Origin of the sequence: Agreia sp. Leaf283 (assembly GCF_001422485.1) — a bacterium.
Taxonomy (GTDB): domain Bacteria; phylum Actinomycetota; class Actinomycetes; order Actinomycetales; family Microbacteriaceae; genus Agreia.
In genome coordinates this window covers 13,247-30,084 of record NZ_LMNF01000004.1, presented here as the reverse complement: position 1 = coordinate 30,084, position 16,838 = coordinate 13,247, and the positions used below count along the sequence as shown (strand labels likewise).

General features: G+C 68.5%; 18 protein-coding genes. 9 read left to right on the top strand and 9 right to left on the bottom strand.

The annotated features are described in order from the left end of the window. Positions 1 to 2: 2 nt before the first annotated feature. Both ASF51_RS16350 and ASF51_RS19615 read left to right on the top strand, forming a co-directional pair. Positions 3 to 3,095, top strand: a complete 3,093-nt coding sequence (locus ASF51_RS16350; RefSeq protein WP_055932428.1) for a glycoside hydrolase family 38 C-terminal domain-containing protein — start codon at positions 3 to 5, stop codon at positions 3,093 to 3,095. A gap of 184 nt (positions 3,096 to 3,279) precedes the next feature. Beyond that, the gene (locus ASF51_RS19615) at positions 3,280 to 3,666 is read left to right on the top strand and encodes a hypothetical protein (RefSeq protein WP_055932425.1); all 387 of its coding nucleotides are present in this window, start codon (positions 3,280 to 3,282) and stop codon (positions 3,664 to 3,666) included. Between the two features lie 181 nt (positions 3,667 to 3,847). Here the strand turns inward: ASF51_RS19615 and ASF51_RS16340 are convergent, their stop codons facing one another. Beyond that, entirely contained in the window at positions 3,848 to 5,248 is a 1,401-nt protein-coding gene (locus ASF51_RS16340; RefSeq protein WP_055932422.1) for a PLP-dependent aminotransferase family protein, read from the bottom strand. Between the two features lie 184 nt (positions 5,249 to 5,432). On the opposite strand from ASF51_RS16340, the gene ASF51_RS16335 reads away from it, so the two are divergent. Both ASF51_RS16335 and ASF51_RS16330 read left to right on the top strand, forming a co-directional pair. Next, positions 5,433 to 6,323, top strand: a complete 891-nt coding sequence (locus ASF51_RS16335) for a DMT family transporter (RefSeq protein ID WP_055932419.1) — start codon at positions 5,433 to 5,435, stop codon at positions 6,321 to 6,323. A gap of 74 nt (positions 6,324 to 6,397) precedes the next feature. Continuing rightward, positions 6,398 to 7,417 carry an endonuclease/exonuclease/phosphatase family protein gene (locus ASF51_RS16330; protein WP_055932416.1) on the top strand — a complete coding sequence of 340 codons (1,020 nt, stop codon included), beginning with the start codon at positions 6,398 to 6,400 and terminating at the stop codon, positions 7,415 to 7,417. Between the two features lie 60 nt (positions 7,418 to 7,477). Here ASF51_RS16330 and ASF51_RS16325 read toward each other — a convergent pair whose 3' ends face one another. Then, a complete protein-coding gene (locus ASF51_RS16325; RefSeq protein ID WP_055932414.1) occupies positions 7,478 to 8,149 on the bottom strand; it encodes an HAD hydrolase-like protein in 672 nt (223 codons plus the stop codon). A 43-nt stretch (positions 8,150 to 8,192) separates the two neighbouring features. Further along, complete coding sequence (locus tag ASF51_RS16320) at positions 8,193 to 8,606, bottom strand: helix-turn-helix domain-containing protein (RefSeq protein WP_055932410.1); 414 nt, start codon at positions 8,604 to 8,606, stop codon at positions 8,193 to 8,195. Between the two features lie 80 nt (positions 8,607 to 8,686). Here ASF51_RS16320 and ASF51_RS16315 point away from each other — a divergent pair, with 80 nt between their 5' ends. After that, positions 8,687 to 9,490, top strand: coding sequence for an NAD(P)H-binding protein (locus ASF51_RS16315; protein WP_055932407.1), 804 nt, complete (start codon positions 8,687 to 8,689; stop codon positions 9,488 to 9,490). A gap of 40 nt (positions 9,491 to 9,530) precedes the next feature. Here ASF51_RS16315 and ASF51_RS16310 read toward each other — a convergent pair whose 3' ends face one another. Next, positions 9,531 to 9,848, bottom strand: a complete 318-nt coding sequence (locus ASF51_RS16310; RefSeq protein ID WP_055932404.1) for a putative quinol monooxygenase — start codon at positions 9,846 to 9,848, stop codon at positions 9,531 to 9,533. 79 nt (positions 9,849 to 9,927) lie between these two features. Between ASF51_RS16310 and ASF51_RS16305 the strand changes: the two genes are divergently transcribed. The 4 genes from ASF51_RS16305 to ASF51_RS16285 all read left to right on the top strand — a co-directional run bounded on the left by ASF51_RS16305 (position 9,928) and on the right by ASF51_RS16285 (position 14,715). Beyond that, complete coding sequence (locus ASF51_RS16305) at positions 9,928 to 10,620, top strand: TetR/AcrR family transcriptional regulator (protein ID WP_055932402.1); 693 nt, start codon at positions 9,928 to 9,930, stop codon at positions 10,618 to 10,620. Between the two features lie 450 nt (positions 10,621 to 11,070). Then, positions 11,071 to 11,379, top strand: coding sequence for a hypothetical protein (locus ASF51_RS16295; protein WP_157412195.1), 309 nt, complete (start codon positions 11,071 to 11,073; stop codon positions 11,377 to 11,379). 185 nt (positions 11,380 to 11,564) lie between these two features. After that, a complete protein-coding gene (locus ASF51_RS16290; RefSeq protein WP_055932393.1) occupies positions 11,565 to 12,698 on the top strand; it encodes an SLC13 family permease in 1,134 nt (377 codons plus the stop codon). A gap of 73 nt (positions 12,699 to 12,771) precedes the next feature. Further along, positions 12,772 to 14,715: an amino acid transporter gene (locus ASF51_RS16285; RefSeq protein WP_055932390.1), complete on the top strand. Its 1,944-nt coding sequence runs from the start codon at positions 12,772 to 12,774 to the stop codon at positions 14,713 to 14,715. A 32-nt stretch (positions 14,716 to 14,747) separates the two neighbouring features. Here the strand turns inward: ASF51_RS16285 and ASF51_RS16280 are convergent, their stop codons facing one another. The 5 genes from ASF51_RS16280 to ASF51_RS16260 are packed head-to-tail and all read right to left on the bottom strand — an operon-like array spanning position 14,748 to position 16,817. Beyond that, positions 14,748 to 15,146, bottom strand: coding sequence for a hypothetical protein (locus ASF51_RS16280; RefSeq protein ID WP_055932386.1), 399 nt, complete (start codon positions 15,144 to 15,146; stop codon positions 14,748 to 14,750). 10 nt (positions 15,147 to 15,156) lie between these two features. Next, positions 15,157 to 15,570 (bottom strand): SseB family protein, encoded by a 414-nt coding sequence (locus tag ASF51_RS16275; RefSeq protein WP_055932383.1) that lies wholly within the window; start codon positions 15,568 to 15,570, stop codon positions 15,157 to 15,159. Positions 15,571 to 15,578: 8 nt separating this feature from the next. After that, positions 15,579 to 16,274, bottom strand: a complete 696-nt coding sequence (gene nucS / locus ASF51_RS16270) for an endonuclease NucS (RefSeq protein WP_055932380.1) — start codon at positions 16,272 to 16,274, stop codon at positions 15,579 to 15,581. 22 nt (positions 16,275 to 16,296) lie between these two features. Further along, complete coding sequence (locus tag ASF51_RS16265; RefSeq protein ID WP_055932376.1) at positions 16,297 to 16,560, bottom strand: Txe/YoeB family addiction module toxin; 264 nt, start codon at positions 16,558 to 16,560, stop codon at positions 16,297 to 16,299. Beyond that, the gene (locus ASF51_RS16260; RefSeq protein WP_055932373.1) at positions 16,557 to 16,817 is read right to left on the bottom strand and encodes a type II toxin-antitoxin system Phd/YefM family antitoxin; all 261 of its coding nucleotides are present in this window, start codon (positions 16,815 to 16,817) and stop codon (positions 16,557 to 16,559) included. Before ASF51_RS16260 ends, ASF51_RS16265 begins: the two co-directional genes overlap by 4 nt. Positions 16,818 to 16,838 lie beyond the last annotated feature (21 nt).

Here is a 16,838-nt window from a genome sequence, read left to right as displayed (position 1 = left end):
GGATGCACGACACCAACCATCTCATCGAGGGCCGGCTCGAACGGTTTCTGCGCGATCGCATCCGGCCGCACGCCAGCATCGTTCTCGCCGAACTGCAGCTGACCGCGTGGCACGTCGACGGCGGCCAAGGAGAGCCGGTCGAGCCGGCCGTCGCCCTCTCAGACGAGACCGCGGCGCTCTACGAGCCGTTCGAGGTGGGCGACGCGTGGGGTCCCGCCTGGGGAACCACCTGGTTCCGGGTGCGGGGCCGCGTTCCCTCGAGTGAGGCCGGTCGCCGCATCGAGCTGCTCGTCGACCTCGGCTGGCACGGCGACTCGTCGGGCTTCCAGGCGGAGGGTCTCGTCTACACGCCCGACGGGCGTGCGGTGAAGGGGCTCAACCCCATGAACCAGTGGATTCCGATCGCCGCGGAGAGCGGCGAGGGAGCAGACATCGACCTCTACATAGAGGCTGCCGCCAACCCGCAGGTGTTCGACCGGCACGACCGGCCGTTCACCCCCACGCCGCTCGGCGAGAAGGCGACCGCCGGCATCCGGCCCCGCTATCGCGTGAACCGCGCCGACATCGTGGCCGTCGACGAGGACGTGACCGCGCTCGTCGCCGATCTCGAGTTTCTCGGGGCGCTGGCCGCCACGCTCGGCGCCCAGGATGCGCGGCGCTGGCGCATCCTCGAGGCAATCGACCGTGCGCTCGACCTCGTCGATCCGGCCGAGGTGCCCGGCAGCGCCCCGGCCGCGCGCGCGGCGCTGAGACCGGTTCTGGATGCGCCGGCCGTCGCATCCGCCCACCGGGTGAGCGCGATCGGCCACGCGCACATCGACTCGGCCTGGCTGTGGCCGACGCGTGAGACGGTGCGCAAGGTGGCCCGCACGGCGGCGAACGTGCTGCAGCTCATGGAGGATCGCCCCGAGCTGAAGTTCGTGATGTCGAGCGCCCAGCAGTGGGTCTGGCTGCGCGACGACCGGCCCGAACTCTATGCGCGCGTGCTCGAGAGGGTGCGCGAGGGTCGGTTCATTCCGGTGGGCGGAATGTGGGTCGAGTCGGACACGAACATGGTGGGCGGCGAGGCCATGGTGAGGCAGTTCGTTGCCGGATCCCGCTTCTTTCACGACGAGCTCGGCATCGACAGTCGTGTGGTGTGGCTGCCCGACAGCTTCGGATACTCGGCCGCGCTGCCTCAGATCGTGCGGCTTGCGGGGTTCGACTACTTTCTCACCCAGAAGATCTCGTGGAACCAGGTCAACACCTTTCCGCACCACACCTTCGACTGGGTGGGCATCGACGGCACCACGGTCTTCACCCACTTTCCGGCCGCCGACACCTACAACGGCGACCTCACTCCCGCCGAACTGGCGCACACGGCTCGCAACTTCGCCGACAAGGCCCGCGCGTCGCGGTCGCTGATTCCGTTCGGGTTCGGAGACGGCGGTGGCGGGCCAGTACGCGAGATGCTCGACAGGGCCGAGCGCGCCGCGGACATCGAGGGGCTGCCGCGCGTGGCCATCGAATCGCCCGAGGAGTTCTTCGATGCCGCCCGGACGGAATACGATCCGGCCCCGCAGTGGTTCGGCGAGCTCTACCTCGAGCTGCACCGCGGCACGTACACGAGCCAGTCCGAGATGAAGTCCGGCAACCGCCGCAGCGAGCACCTGCTGCGCGAGGCCGAGCTGTGGGCTACGACCGCCGCCGTGCGCGGCGTCGCCGACTATCCCGTCTCAGAGCTCGCCGAGGCGTGGCGGCTGGTGCTGCTCCAGCAGTTCCACGATATTTTGCCCGGATCGTCGATCGCCTGGGTGCACCGCGAGGCGCGCGAGAGGTACGCGCTGGTGCGGGAGACGCTCGAGCGGCTCATCGCCGCGGCGCAGGAGGCGCTCGCGGGTGCTGCGCTCGGCTCGGGCTCGGGCCGGGCTCCGGATGCCGCACGGCTGGTCTTCAACGCGAGGCCGCACGCGGTCGACGGGGTGCCCGCGGGCGGGGCGGGCGCGATCGCGCGACCCGTCGCATTCGCTGACGCCGTTCGTGTTTCGCCCGACGGCGACGGATTCGTGCTGTCGAACGACGCCGTGACCGTGCGCCTCGACGGCGCGGGAACGATCGTGTCGATCGTGACCGCCGCCGACGGGCGCGAGGCCGTGGCGCCCGGGCAGCGGGCGAACCTGCTGCAGCTGCACGACGACAAGCCCGTGATGTGGGACGCGTGGGACATCGACGGCTACTACCGCAACGCGGTCACAGACCTGCTCGACGTCGACGGCATCGAGATGGTGCCCGGGGGAGTGCTGGTGCGGCGCGGCTTCGGCGCGTCGACCGTCGAACAGCGCATCACGCTCGACGACGAATCGGCGACCGTGCACTGCGCCACCCGGGTCGACTGGCACGAGACCGAGAAGCTGCTCAAGCTCAGCTACCCCGTCGACGTGCACGCCGAGCGCGCCCGGTTCGAGACGCAATTCGGGCACCTGTCGCGGCCGATCCACGAGAACACGTCGTGGGATGCCGCGCGTTTCGAGGTCTGCGCGCACCGCTGGGTGCACGTGGGCGAGGGCGAGGGAGTCGCCATCGCGAACGACTCGAGCTACGGGCACGAGGTTCGACGGGTCGCCCGCCAGGGAGGCGGTATGAACACGATCGTGCGGGTCTCGCTGCTGCGCGCGCCCACCTACCCCGATCCCGACACCGACCACGGGGTGCACGAGTTCCACACCGCGATCGTTCCCTCGGCGAGCATCGGAGACGCCGTGCGGGCCGGGTACGAGCTGAACATTCCGCTTCGCGAGGGCCTCGGGATGCCGGTGGAACCGCTCGTGGCCGTGGTGGGTGACGGTGTGTCGGGCGACGGGATGTCGGGCGTCGTCGTCGAGGCGGTGAAGCTCGCGGAGGACGGGTCGGGCGATGTGATCGTGCGGCTCTACGAGTCGCTCGGGCAGACATCAGTGGCGCGGGTGTCGGCGAGCTTCGACGTGTCGGAGCTTCGCGAGGTCGATCTGCTGGAGCGGCCGATGGAGCAGCTCGGGCTGCAGCGCGACCCCGTTCTCTCGGGCGACGTCGTGACGCTTCGTGCGTTCGAGATCGCGACGCTGCGCTTCGTGCGGTAGGGGGCCAACCCGTATTCCCGGGTCGGTGAAGATACCCCCGGGGGAGTGGGCGAGGTGTATCCCGCGGGCGGATTCCCTTCGCGGCCGATCGGAGGAGTATCTACTACAGCAGCCAGAACGGCTGCCTCCCCGGCCCGGCACGAACGCCCTTCCGGGGCACACGATCCCCAGAATGGAACAGCACATGACTCACAATTTCGATGAGGGCTACGAGCCCGACACAGAGAACACCGACAACTCCGAGCGACGCGGGTTCGGTCGCGGACAGCGCCCCGGCTTCGGCCCGGGCTTCCCGTTCGGCGGCCCGGGCTTCGGCCCCGGCTTCCCCGGCTTCGCCGCACGCGGCGGCCACGGCGGCCACTTCGGACCCCGCGGCTTCCGCGGTGGACGAGGGCTCGGCGGCCACCTCGGCGAGGTCGTTCTCGCCGAGCGCTTCGCCCGCGGCGAGATCGACGCGACCGAGTACCGGGAGCGCGTCGCCGTGCTCCGCGAGGTGCAGGCCGAAGGACGGGCGGCCCACGAGGCTGCCCGCGAGGCCCGCTCCAAGAACGGCAAGCCCAGCGACGCGTAACGCGACGCTGAACTGAACACCGGATGCCCGGACCGCACACGCGGCCCGGGCATCCGTGCGTCCGGCCGCCGTTCCCAGAGCCTCCCGGCCTCCGTTCCCTGAGCTTGTCGAAGGGAAAGTCTTCGCGCTGGTTGTCGCCCTTCGACAGGCTCAGGGAACGGGCGGCTCAGGGAGCGGGCCCTCAGGAAGCGGCGAGTTGCGCCGCCACCGTCTCCATCGCGCCCGCGAACTGCTCCGGCCGAGCCCCCGAGTAGTTGAGCCGGATGAACGACCCCGTCGGCTCCGCCGGAAACCAGTCCGCGCCCGGCGCGACCATCACGCCCGCCGCGCGACTGCGCGCGACCAGCCCCGCGACATCCACGTTGTCGGCCAGCCGAACCCACAGATTGAGCCCGCCCCGGGGCAGAAACGTGAGCGCGCCGGCGCCCAGATGCGCCTCGACCTGACGCGCCAGTTCGTCGCGGCGATCGCGCAGCTGCACCCGCAGTCGCCCGAGGTGGCTGCGCCATCCGGGGTCGCGCACCACGTCGAGGGCAGCCGACTGCAGCACCCCGCTCACATAGAGATCGTCGACCGTGCGATCGGCCTGGATGCGCGCGAGCGCGGGCCCGCGCGCGATCACCGCGCCCACCCGCAGCGAGGGACTGAGGCTCTTTGTAAGCGAGCGGATGTAGACCACGTGGCCGTCGGCGTCGTCGGCCACCAGCGGATGCACATCGCCCTCGATGGCGAAGTCGTGCGCCCAATCGTCTTCGATGAGATACGCCCCGCGTGCCCGAACGACGGCCAGGATGTCGCGCCGCTCGTCGCGGCTCCACTGGGCGCCCGTGGGGTTCGCGAAGTGAGGTTGGGCGTAGAAGAGGCGGGCTCCGCTCGAGGCGAAGGCGTCGTCGAGCTCGGACGCCGAGGGCGCATGCGACCCGCGGGCCACCGGGATGACGCGGAGCCCGGCCTGCCGTGCCGCCGCGATCGCGCCCCAGTACGTGGGCGATTCCATGATCACCGCGTCGCCCTGCGCCGCCAGTGCGCGGAAGATCGACGAGAGCGCACTCTGCCCGCCCGGCGTGATCATCACGTCGTCGCTCGAGACGGGCGCGGATGCTCCGACCGGCGCGATCTCGCCGGCGAACCACGAGCGCAGCTCGGGCTGGCCGTCGACCGGGCCGCGGGCGAGGGCGGATGCGCCGCGCGCCGCCCGAGACAGGGCCGCGCGAACGAGGCGGCCGGGAAGCAGTTCCTCTATGGGGTAGCCCGAGTGCATCGTGATGACCGACGGCGCGACCGACGCCATGGCGGTGCCCACGGCGGACGCATCGGCGCGCGCCTCGCCGAGGGCCGTGGTCTGCCACGCGAAGTCGGCGTGCCGCACGGCCCGGGGGCGCGCAACGAAGCTGCCCGCTCCGGGGCGGGTCTCGATGAGTCCCTCGCCGACCAGGCGCTGCACGGCGCGCTGCACCGTCAGAGGACTGGCTGAGTGCTCAGTGACGAGCGCGCGGGTGGAAGGCAGGCGCGAGCCTGCCGGGCGCGACTCGACCAGGCGTCGGAGGTGGCGCTCGATCGCGGAAGTGCTATCGTCGCTCATGAAAGATGACAGTAGCGCTATCGAGTCGACGGCGCCAGCGCTATCCTCCGATGGTGGTCTCGATACGCCGGCTCCTTCATCGCGCGGCTACTCGACCGGCGCAGCTCCGCGAAACGCAGACCGCCCTTCGACAGGCTCAGGGAACGCCGCGGTCGTATCGAAACCGACCGGCGCAACTCCGCGCATGAGCCGCGGCGGCCTCGTCTTCGGGTTCCTCGGAGTCCTCGCCTTCTCGTTCACGCTGCCGTTCACCCGCATCGCGGTCGAACAGATCGATCCCCTCTTCATCGGGGCCGGTCGCGCGGTCGTCGCCGCTGTGCTCGCCCTGGTCGTGCTGGCTGTCAGCCGACAGCGCCTTCCCCGAGGCGGCCAATGGATGCGGCTCGCGGTCGTCGCGGTCGGCGTCGTCGCCGGATTCCCGCTGCTCACGAGCTTCGCGCTTCAGACCGTTCCGGCGGCGCATGGCGCCGTGGTCATCGGCCTGCTGCCGGCCGCGACGGCCATCGCGGCGGTGATCCGCGCGAAGGAGCGGCCATCCATCGCCTTCTTGATCGCGTCGGGCGCCGGCGTCCTGGCTGTGATCGCGTTCATCGCGCTCGCGGGCGGCGGCCTCGAGGGGCTGCACCCGAGCGACCTGCTGCTGCTCGGGGCGGTCGTGCTCGCGGCGATCGGCTACGCCGAGGGTGCCCTGCTCGCGCGCGAGCTCGGCTCGTGGCAGACGATCTGCTGGGCGCTCGTGGTGGGCCTGCCGATCATGATCCCGCTCACGGCCGTCTCGGTGTCGACGGGCGGCTGGCCGCAGGCCGACACCGCGCACTGGCTGGCCTTCGGGTACCTGGCCCTCGTGAGCATGTTCCTGGGATTCTTCGCCTGGTACCGCGGTCTCGCCATCGGGCCGATCGCGCAGGTGAGCCAGATCCAGCTCGTGCAGCCGGTGCTCACGATCGTGTGGTCTGCCCTGATCGTGGGCGAGCGCCTCGACCTGCTGGTCTGGTTGGGGGCCCTGGTGGTCGTGGCGTGCGCGGCGACCGCGGTGCGCGCCCGCGTAGCGTCGGCCAGCATCCGCGCCCGCTAGGTGCGTCGGCGCCCGGCCGACCGGCGGCGGATGCGCCGAGGAGGCGCGGATGTTCAGCCGCTAGGGTCGGGCACATGTGGGGTCGCATCGTTCTGCTCGTCATCTGCGCCGCCGCGGCGCTTCTCGTCAGCGCGCCCGGACTGTTCGGGCTGCAGCGACAGCTCGTCTTCGCGCAGCTGATCGCGTTTCGCGGGCTGCTCGCCGTGGGCTTCGTCGCGCTGGCAGTGGTCGGCGCGGTGCTGTTCTGGATGCTCCGGGGCCGGGCCCGCAAGGCACGTCCGGTCGTCGCCGGCCTGGCCGTGATCGCCCTGCTCGCGGCCGGCGGGAACGCCGCCGTGCAGGCCGGGCGCGGCTTCGGATCGGACGCACCGCCCGAGCCCGCCGCCTCAGCTACCGATTCCGCCGACCCGGCCACGAGCATCCGGGTTCTCAGCTGGAACACCTACGACACCGTCACCGCCGACGAGATCGCTCGTGTGGCCCTCGCCCGGAATTCCTCGGTGATCACCCTCCCCGAGACGACGCGCGAGACGGCCGAGGCCGTCGGTCGTGCGATGGATGCCGCGGGCCGGCCCATGCAGGTCTTCACCGCCGAGCGCGGCGACCCCGCCGAGACGCCTCCGACGTCGCTGCTCGTGGCGCAGGACCTCGGCAGCTACGAGATCACAGCCGAGCTCGGCGACACCGGCATGCTGCCCAGCGTCGTGGCGCGACCCGCAGACGGGAGCGGCCCCGTGATCGTCGCGGCGCATCCGATGCCCCCGCTGCCGTCGATCATGTCGTCGTGGCGCAGCGACGTCGACTGGGTGCTGTCGCTGTGCGACGAGCCCGACCTGATTCTGGGCGGTGACCTCAACGCGACGCCCGATCACCTCGGGTCGCTGGGCGGATGCTCCGACGCGCTCGCCGAGGCGGGCTCGGCCGGCGTGGGCACCTGGCCCACAAGCCTGCCGGCACTCGTCGCTGCGCCGATCGACCACGTGTTGACCACGGGAGACTGGCGCGCCGACGCTGCCGAGGTCGTCACGACCGAGGACTCCGCGGGCAGCGACCACCGCCCGGTCGCCGCGACCGTGAGCATCCGCGCCCGTTAGGCATGTCGGCGCCCGGTCGGCCGGCAGCGGATGCGCCGAAAGGGCGCGGACAGCGCAGCCCTAGACGAGCAGCGCCCGCAGCTGCTCCATCGAGTGCACCACGTGGATCGCGCCGGCCGCCTCGGCGGGGGAGCCGTAGCCCCACTCGACCATGATCGTGGGGATGCCGTGCTCGGCCGCGCCCTCGATGTCGTGGTGCCGGTCGCCCACGAGAACCATGTTCGAGAGGTCGACGTCGGCGGCGCGCAGGCGAACGAGCGCCTCGGCCACGACATCGGCCTTGGCGCTGCGGGTCTCGTCTTCGCTCGAGCCCGTGATGGTGGCGAAGAGGTCGGCGATGCCGAGGTGCTGCAGAATGCGCACGGCCTGCACCTCCGACTTCGACGTCGTGATGGCGAGCGGCACACCGGCGGCGTGGATGTCGCGCAGCACACCGAGGATTCCCGGGTACACGACGCTGTCGCCCTCGGGCCCGTCTGATGCGGCGAGCCCGCGATAGACGACGAGCGCCTCCTGCGCGCCTTCGGCATCGATGTCGGCCACGGCCCGGAAGCCGTCGAGAATGGGCGGACCCACGAACTTGACCAGTTCGCTGGGCGGCGGAACGGGGTGTCCGAGGATCTCGAGCGTGCGTGCCAACCGGTGCAGGATGCCCGGGGCCGAGTCGGTGATCGTGCCGTCGAGATCGAACAGGATCGTCGACCAGGGCTTGGTGGGGGCGTGGCTAGTCATCGCAGACATCTTATGGGGATGAGGTGGCGCACCTCTCGTGCAGTCACCGGATGGGGTGTCCCGGATTGGAGGCGTCGTAGCGGTGCCGTGCCGCGGCGATGGCGGGTCGCTGCTCGATCGACCAGTCCGCCAACGCCTTGACCAGGTGGGTCAGGCTCCTGCCCGATTCGGTGAGTTCGTAGGTCACCTGCGGCGGCACCGTCGGGTAGACCGTGCGTTCCACGAGGCCATCGCGTTCGAGGCGGCGAAGCGTGAGTGTCAGCATGCGCTGTGAGATCCCGTCGATGGCACGCTGCAGTTCGCGGAACCTGCGGGTACCGGAGGCGAGTTCGACCACCACGAGAACCGACCATTTATCACCCACCCGGTCGAGAACGTCGCGGATGCCGCAATCCGGATGCTCGTCCTTTCCGCAGGGCTCGAGCTCGGCGGTTACTTCGGTGTTCGTGAGTGACATGAGAGTGCCTTCTTGTGACGGGTCGAGCGACCGGAACACAATCAGCCTAGTTACCGAAAAGAACCACGAAAGGCGATCACGTGATCCTCGTCACCGGCAGCACGGGCAAGCTCGGCCACGCCATCCTCAACCACCTCGTCGACCGCGGTGTGCCCGTGGTCGCGAGCAGCCGAAGCGGCGCCGGCGGATCTCGCCCGCTCGACTTCGACCGGTCCGACGGCATCTCGCTGGTGGGCGTCGACACCCTGGTTCTCGTGTCGGCTGGCGAGGCCGAGGACGACGTGGTGATCGCGCGGCATGAGTCCGTCATTGCCGCTGCCGAGCGCGATGGCGTGTCGCATGTGGTCTACACGAGCCTCGTCGGCGAGGGCGATCATCTCGCGTTCGCGCTGGCCCATCGGTGGACGGAGCGTCGACTGCAGCAGAGTGCGCTGTCGTGGACGATCATGCGAAACGGGATGTACGCCGAGCTGTTCGGCTCCCTCCTGCAGTGGTCAGGGTCGCAATTGACGTCGGCCTTCGGCGAAGGCGCCCTGGCCGCCGTCTCACGGGACGACCTGGCAGAGGCCGCCGCCGTGGTCGCAGCGTCGCCTCCCGCGCACTCGGGGCAGACGTATGAGCTCGTCGGGCCGCCGATCACCGCTCATCAGGTCGCTGCACTCGCGGGCGTGGTGCCGGTGGACATCACCCTGGAGGGGCGGAGGAAGCAGCTGGGCGTGGCCGGCCTGAAGCCCTTCCAGCCGGCCATGCTCATGTCGATCCACACCGCTGTCAGGCACGGCTTTCTTGCTCGCACCTCGGGTGATCTCGCGCGGCTGCTCGGTCGTGAGCCGAGGGATGCCGCCGCCGTCGCGGCCGAGGCGATTCGCGCATCCGAGGAATGACCGTCGCTGCAGGCCTATGACCCGGGCGGCTGTTCTCCGATCAGCTCGATGAGACGACGTGCACGTCGACCCTCATCGACGAGTCCAGGCCCTCCCGACTCTCCAACATGTCGAAGATGCGCTGGTGGGGCTCGTCGAGCGACGGGTCGGAGTAGTGCCGGTCGAACGACTCCTGGTCGCGGTAGAACTCGAACGCCCACATCACGTCGGGGTTCTCGTCGTCTCGGCTGAGCATCCAGTCGACCGGGCCATCGGGATCGCCGGTGTAGTGCAGGTCGTTGACGTAGCTGAACAGAGCGTCTCCCTGGCCCTCCTTCGCCTGGAATCGCAGGACCACGCCGGGCTGGTTCTTCTTCATGACTTCCTTCTCTCGTTATTGGAACGTTGTTCCAAAAGCGATTATGGAACGCTATTCCATTCTGTGTCAAGATGGCTGAGTGACATCCCCGACTCCTGCTCGCCGGTCGCGGCGAACCGACGCGCTGTCGGCGGCCGCCATCATCGATGCCGCGATCGCGGTGCTCGACGCGGAGGGTGAGGAGGCGCTGACCTTCCGAGCCCTGTCGATTGCGCTCGAGACCGGACCGGGCGCGATCTACCACCACCTCGCGAGCAAGCAGGAGATCCTGGCCGCGGCGGCACAGAGGCTCGTGGTTCACGCGCTCGCAGACGTGCCGACGGATCTCGACGCGGAGGGCGGGATCCGTGCGGTGATGCTGGCGTTCTTCGACCTGTTCGACGCGCATCCCTGGGTCGGCACGCAGCTCTCGCGCGAACCCTGGCAGGCCGCATTGCTGGAGATGTTCGAAGCCATCGGGGCCCATCTCGATGCACTGGGCGTTGACGAGCGATATCAGTTCACCGCCGCCTCGAGCCTGCTCAACTTCGTGCTCGGCGTGGCTGGGCAGCACGCATCTGCAACACGCCTCGCGCGCGACCTCGACCGCAGCACTTTTCTCCGAGACATCGCCGAAGGCTGGAAAGACGAGGCGACCGCCGCGTCGCACCCGTTCTCCCGCCGGATGGCAGACCAGCTCGCCGAGCACGACGACCGGCAGCAGTACAGTGACGGAATCGACTTCGTCCTCGCCGGCATCGCGGCGGTAGCTGTGGAAGGAGGGCTTCGATGAAGCGTCCACCGACCATGCCTGATGTACCAGCCTTCATCCTTGCAATCGTCCGGGGATTGGCCCTATACCTGTTGATTCCGCTCGCGTTCGTTTTTTGGATCGTGGCTTTTCTGTGGTTATTCAGGTATTCGAAGTCCCTTCCACAGTTCATTACATGGGTCGACTACAACTTCTGTGTCTCGCTGATTCGGGGACCTCTGCGTCCACTCATTCCCGAGCCCCGTGCGGAATGGCTCCCACTGCGCCGAATCAAGGAAATGACGGATCGAACCAAACTGGTTGACTTGCTCTAGCCTTTCCAAACATCGAGGGTCTTCGCCTACCGGTCAGGAACGGAGTCGCCGCGACTCTGTGATGGTCGGTGTGGCAGTAGTGGAGAACGATTTCATGGAGGGAAGACTTATGTCTTCTAGTCGTCGAATCGCAATCTTCGGATTCATTCTGTCGCTCGTGACATTCATCGGATGGACCGTGTCTATCATCCATATCATCACTGTCTCAACCGCCTATACCGGCGCGGCCATAGACCTCGACGACGCGAATGAACTCGATGCATCCGGGCTAGAAGTGCTTGGGCGATACGCCGCAGCCGTCCTCTGGATCAACATCGTCGGAACACTCTTCGGGGTGGCAGCCTTGGTGATCGCAATCCGAAGTAGAGAGTCGGGCTGGCTTAGGATTCCGACAATAGTTTTCGCCCTTCTAGCTCCCGTCGTGTGCTTTATCCCCTCGATCTGGATGTTCGCCGCGGCCTACTAGGGCAGACGATGTGAGGTTGGCGAGCGCTCGACCGCCTGTCTGACGCGCTGGGGACTCCCTCGCCTCCTTGTCAGCAACTCAGTCATAGAATCACCTTCATAGAACAGCACCCCACGGCCGCACCGGATTCCGCCTCCTCTGCCGAGCCACCCAGTCGCCGCGGACTCGTTGTCGTCGTCTCGCTCCTGGCGGCCTCCTTCGTGGTGATCGCCACGGGCATCCTGCCGTGGCGCGACACCCTCGTGCTCGCTGATCGTGTCGTGCCGGTTCTCGGCTTCGTGGCCGCGATCACGATCGTCACCGAACTCGCCGCCGACGCGGGAGTCTTCACCGCGCTCGCGGGCCGGCTGGCGCGCTGGGGCCGCGGCCGACGCATCCTGCTCTGGCTGTTCGTGCTGGCGCTCGCGGTGGTCTCGACCATCTTCCTGTCGCTCGACACGACCGCCGTGCTCGTGACGCCGGTGGTCGTGCTGCTCGCCCTGCACGCGGGCCTGCCGCCCCTGCCGTTCGCGCTCGCCACGGTGTGGCTGGCGAACACCGCGTCACTGCTGCTGCCGGTGTCGAACCTCACCAACCTGCTCGCCGAAGGGCGAATGGATGTCGGTGGTCCGGCCGGATTCGCGGCGCTCGTCGCCGCTCCTGCCGCGGTCGGCATCCTCGTGCCGGTGATCGTGCTCAGCCTGATGTTCCGCAAGGAGCTGCGCGGCCGCTACTCCGCGCCCGCCGTGGAGAAGGCGCCCGACCGCACCCTCCTCCTCGTGAGCGCGATCGTGGTCGCGGCCCTGCTGCCGCTGCTCGTCTCCGGACTGCCCGTCTGGATTCCGGCCACCGTCGCGGCCGTGGTGATCGTGGTGCTGTTCGGCATCCGGCGCCCCGGCGCCCTGAGCCTGAAGCTCGTGCCCTGGCAGCCTCTCGGAATCGCGGTGGGGCTGTTCGTGCTCGTCGAGACGGCCCACGCGCGCGGGCTCACGGCCTTCATCTCGAACATCGGCGGGTCGGGCACCGACCTGCTGAGCCTGCTGCAGCTCTCGGCCCTCGGCACGGTCTCGTCGAACGCCATCAACAACCTGCCCGCCTACCTCGTGCTCGAGCCGATCGGCCACTCGCCGGTGCGCCTCGCCGCCCTGCTCATCGGAGTCAACCTCGGGCCGCTGATCACCCCGTGGGCCTCGCTCGCGACGCTGCTCTGGCACCAGAAGATCACCGGCCTCGGAGTGACACTCTCGTGGCCGAAGTTCATGCTGGCCGGCCTCGGCGTGGTGCTGCTGACGGTGCCGCTCGCGACCGTGGCGCTGTGGCTGACGAGTGGCGCCCGTTAGGAATCCGTTAGGACTGCAGTGCTGCGGCGGCATCCGGTCACCGGCCGAGCCGCGCGGGGGCCAAGCTGTACTCATGACGACTTCCACAGTGCGCCGGCGCGGCCTGGGCGCGTGGCTTCTGGATGGCCTGACCGACGACTCCGGCTCTCATCAGGGCCCCCACGCCGCGAAGGTCGAGAAGACGAACTCGTGGTGGCGGGTGATGTGCCTCACCGGCGTCGATTACTTCTCGACCCTCGGCTACCAGCCCGCGATCGCGGCCGTCGCCGCGGGGCTGCTCTCGCCCTTCGCCACGGTCGTGCTCGTGCTGCTGACCCTCTTCGGGGCGTTGCCCGTCTACCGCCGCGTCGCCCGCGAGAGCTTCCGCGGAGAGGGCTCGATCGCCATGCTCGAGCGCCTGCTTCCGTGGTGGGGCGGCAAGCTCTTCGTGCTCGTGCTGCTGGGCTTCGCGGTCACCGACTTCATGATCACCATCACTCTGTCGGCGGCGGATGCGACGGCGCACGCCGTCGAGAATCCGTTCGCACCGAGCTGGTTCCACGGCAACGAGGTCGTGATCACGCTCGTGCTCGTGGCCCTGCTGGCCGCGGTGTTCCTGCGCGGATTCAAGGAGGCCATCAACATCGCCGTGGTGCTCGTGGCCGTGTTCCTCGTGCTCAACGCGATCGTGATCGCCGTGTCGATCGGGCACGTCGCCGAGAACGCGGTCGTCGTCACCGACTGGTGGGCCGCGCTCACCGCACAACACGGCAACCCCGTGGTGATGGTCGGCATCGCCCTCATCGTCTTCCCCAAGCTCGCACTGGGACTCTCCGGCTTCGAGACCGGCGTCGCGGTCATGCCGCAGATCTCGGGAAAGCCCGGCGACACCGAGGCGAACCCGGCCGGACGCATTCGGGGCGCGCAGCGGCTGCTCACGACCGCGGCCATCATCATGTCGACGTTCCTCATCACGTCGAGCATCGTGACCACGTTCCTCATTCCGCAGGCGGAGTTCAAGTCGGGCGGCGAGGCCAACGGGCGCGCCCTCGCCTACCTCGCGCACGAATACCTGGGGCCCGCGTTCGGAACGATCTACGACATCAGCACCATCTGCATCCTGTGGTTCGCCGGCGCCTCGGCCATGGCCGGCCTGCTTAACCTGGTGCCCCGCTACCTGCCGCGCTATGGAATGGCGCCGCAGTGGGCGCGAGCCGTGCGGCCGCTCGTGATCGTGTTCTCGCTGATCGCGTTCGTGATCACGATCGTGTTCCAGGCCGACGTGGATGCCCAGGGCGGCGCTTATGCGACCGGCGTGCTGGTGCTGATCACCTCGGCATCCGTGGCCGTGACGCTCTCGGCCCTGCACAAGAAGCAGCGCAAGCGCACGATCGGATTCGGCGTGATCGCGATCGTCTTCGTGTACACGACCATCACGAACGTGTTCGAGCGGCCCGACGGTGTGCGCATCGCGGCGCTGTTCATCCTCGGCATTCTCGTAGTGTCGATCGTGTCGCGGGTGCAGCGCTCGTTCCAGTTGCGCGCGACTTCGGTCACGTTGGATGCGGCGGCGCAGGACTTCGTGCTGGCCGACGCGGATGCCTACGACCAGGTTCTCATCGTCGCCAACGAGCCCGACGACGGCAGCGCGAGCGAATACAAGCAGAAGATCTCAGAGGAGCGGCGAGACAGCGGAATCCCGTCGCGACGGCCGGTGATCTTTCTCGAGGTCTACCCCACCGACTCGTCGAACTTCGAGGAGGATCTCGAGGTGCGAGGCGTCGTGCGGCACGGAAACCGGGTGCTGCAGGTGACGAGCGGCAACATCCCGAACACGATCGCGACGGTGCTGCTCGCTATCCGCGACCTCACGGGCACGGTGCCCGATATCTACTTCGAGTGGACCGAGGGCAACCCCATCTCGAACATGTTCAAGTACCTGATCACGGGCGGCGGCGAGGTCGCGCCGGTGACGCGCGAGGTGCTGCGTCGGGCCGAGTCTCAGCGCACGAGGCGCCCCGACGTGCACGTGAGCTAGCCGGCTAGCTTCGCCGAGCGCGGTGTCGAGGCTCAGGCGAGGCCGAGCAGAGTCAGCGGGAGGCCGCCGAACAGGAAGAGCGGGATCGGGAGGACGACTGCGGCGATTCCTCCGACGAGGCTTCGGCGCGCGGCGCGCACTCCGAGTCCGGTGGCTCCCGCCGCATCCGGTGTCTCAGCCCAGCGCAGTCCGCGGCGCGCGAAGACGATCGCGCGGATCGCGAAGTACCAGATCACCGGGATGCAGATGAACACGAAGGGCGCGAGCACCAGCTGCCCGTCGGCGCGCAGCAGATAGAGCGGCGCCCAGAGAACGACGAAGCCGATCACGGTGAGCACTCCCGCCAGCGTCGCGTTCACCGTTGCGGTGCGGGCGGCGCTGTTGACGAGGGGTTTCGGAAGCAGCTTGAGCGCGCTCTTGTCTGGTTCCATGAGTGGGAGCCTAGTTCGCCAGCGCCTCGTCGACGAAGGCGCGCTTCACGATGACCTGGCGGCTGCCCGGGTCGAACTGCACGGCCACGATGTCGGCGCTCTGCACGATCGCGAGGGCATCGCGGCCCGCGAGGATCGTTCCCTGCACGTCGGCGCGTTCGGCCTCGGGCACGGCGAGTCCCAGCTCGGCGAGGCTCGTGAACAGGGGCAGCACCAGCTGGCCGTCTGTGGAGGTGAGTGTGCGCACACGCGGGCCGGACTCGGGGGTCGACCCCGTGACATCCACGACCAGCCCGCCCGTGGTCGCGAGCGACAAGACCTTCTGGATGCCGGCCACGCTCGGCTCGGCCTCGAACGCGGCGAGGGCGTCGCGCACGGACGTGTTCACGTACGAGCGGGGAAAGGGAACGGGGCGCTTGGCCATGGGGGCTCCTAGAAGAGTCGGGAGTCGCTGTCGTCGAGGCCGCGCATGGCGTCGTAGTCGAGCACCACACAGCGGATGCCGCGGTCCTGGGCGAGCGTGCGGGCCTGCGGCTTGATCTCCTGGGCGGCGAAGATGCCCTGCACGGGCGAGAGGTGCGGGTCGCGGTTCATGAGCTCGAGGTAGCGGGTCAGCTGCTCGACGCCGTCGATGTCGCCGCGTCGTTTGATCTCGATGGCCACGGCCGCGCCGCCGGAATCGCGGGCCAGGATGTCGACGGGCCCGATGGCGGTCATGTATTCGCGGCGAACGAGCGTGTGCCCGTCGCCCAGCAGGGTGATCTGCTCGGCGAGGAGCTTCTGCAGGTGCGCCTCGACTCCGTCTTTCTGGAGGCCGGGGTCGATGCCGAGCTCGTGCGACGAGTCATGCAGAACGTCGTAGATGCTGACCACCAGAACGTCGTCGGTCTTCTTCTGGGTGACCTTCCAGAGCTGGGTGATGCCGGCATCCTTTTGCACGTCGTCGGGCTCGTCGAAGGTGATGTAGCAGGGCGGGCTCATCCAATTGAGCGGCTTGTACGAGCCGCCGTCGGAGTGCACCAGGATCGACCCGTCGCTCTTGAGCATGAGGAGTCGGGTGGCCAGCGGCAGGTGCGCCGAGAGGCGGCCTGCGTAGTCGACGGAACAGTTCGCAATGACGAGACGCACCCGTCAACGGTATCGGGTTAACTCAGTAGTGATCGCGCGCTTGAAGGATGACGATCTCAGACTCGGACACGAAGTACACGAGTCGATTCACTTCATCTATGCGCCGCGACCATGCACCGGAGAGCAGGTGCTGGAGCGGCTCCGGCTTGCCGATTCCTTCGAAAGGGTCGCCGCGGAGGATGTCGGCGATGAGGGTGTTGATGCGTCTGAGCGTCTTGCGGTCTTGCGTCTGCCAGGAGAGATAGTCCTCCCAGCCCTCGGATTCGAACGCGAGGCGGCGGGTCACTCGCTCTCGACCTCGATGAGATCGTGGTGTTCGACCTCGCCCCGCTTCGCGCGCTCCAGCGCTGCGAGCAGCCGCTCTGCTCCTTTAGGGTTTCGCAACAGGTACGCCGTCTCTGCCATCGCGTCGTAGTCGTCCTTCGACATGATGATCGCGTTGCCGTGCTTGGAGACCACCTCGACGGGAGCATGGTCGTCGTTGACCTGCTGGATCAGGCCGAAGAGATTCTTGCGTGCGTCGGTTGCGGTGATCGCAGACATGGGGCCCTTTCCGAGTGTGGT

Coding starts and splice junctions, on each gene's coding strand:
- ASF51_RS16350 (WP_055932428.1), top strand. CDS start 3: ATGCACGACACCAACCATCTCATCGAGGGCCGGCTCGAACGGTTTCTG.
- ASF51_RS19615 (WP_055932425.1), top strand. CDS start 3,280: ATGACTCACAATTTCGATGAGGGCTACGAGCCCGACACAGAGAACACC.
- ASF51_RS16340 (WP_055932422.1), bottom strand. CDS start 5,248: ATGAGCGACGATAGCACTTCCGCGATCGAGCGCCACCTCCGACGCCTG.
- ASF51_RS16335 (WP_055932419.1), top strand. CDS start 5,433: ATGAGCCGCGGCGGCCTCGTCTTCGGGTTCCTCGGAGTCCTCGCCTTC.
- ASF51_RS16330 (WP_055932416.1), top strand. CDS start 6,398: ATGTGGGGTCGCATCGTTCTGCTCGTCATCTGCGCCGCCGCGGCGCTT.
- ASF51_RS16325 (WP_055932414.1), bottom strand. CDS start 8,149: ATGACTAGCCACGCCCCCACCAAGCCCTGGTCGACGATCCTGTTCGAT.
- ASF51_RS16320 (WP_055932410.1), bottom strand. CDS start 8,606: ATGTCACTCACGAACACCGAAGTAACCGCCGAGCTCGAGCCCTGCGGA.
- ASF51_RS16310 (WP_055932404.1), bottom strand. CDS start 9,848: ATGAAGAAGAACCAGCCCGGCGTGGTCCTGCGATTCCAGGCGAAGGAG.
- ASF51_RS16285 (WP_055932390.1), top strand. CDS start 12,772: ATGACGACTTCCACAGTGCGCCGGCGCGGCCTGGGCGCGTGGCTTCTG.
- ASF51_RS16280 (WP_055932386.1), bottom strand. CDS start 15,146: ATGGAACCAGACAAGAGCGCGCTCAAGCTGCTTCCGAAACCCCTCGTC.
- ASF51_RS16275 (WP_055932383.1), bottom strand. CDS start 15,570: ATGGCCAAGCGCCCCGTTCCCTTTCCCCGCTCGTACGTGAACACGTCC.
- ASF51_RS16260 (WP_055932373.1), bottom strand. CDS start 16,817: ATGTCTGCGATCACCGCAACCGACGCACGCAAGAATCTCTTCGGCCTG.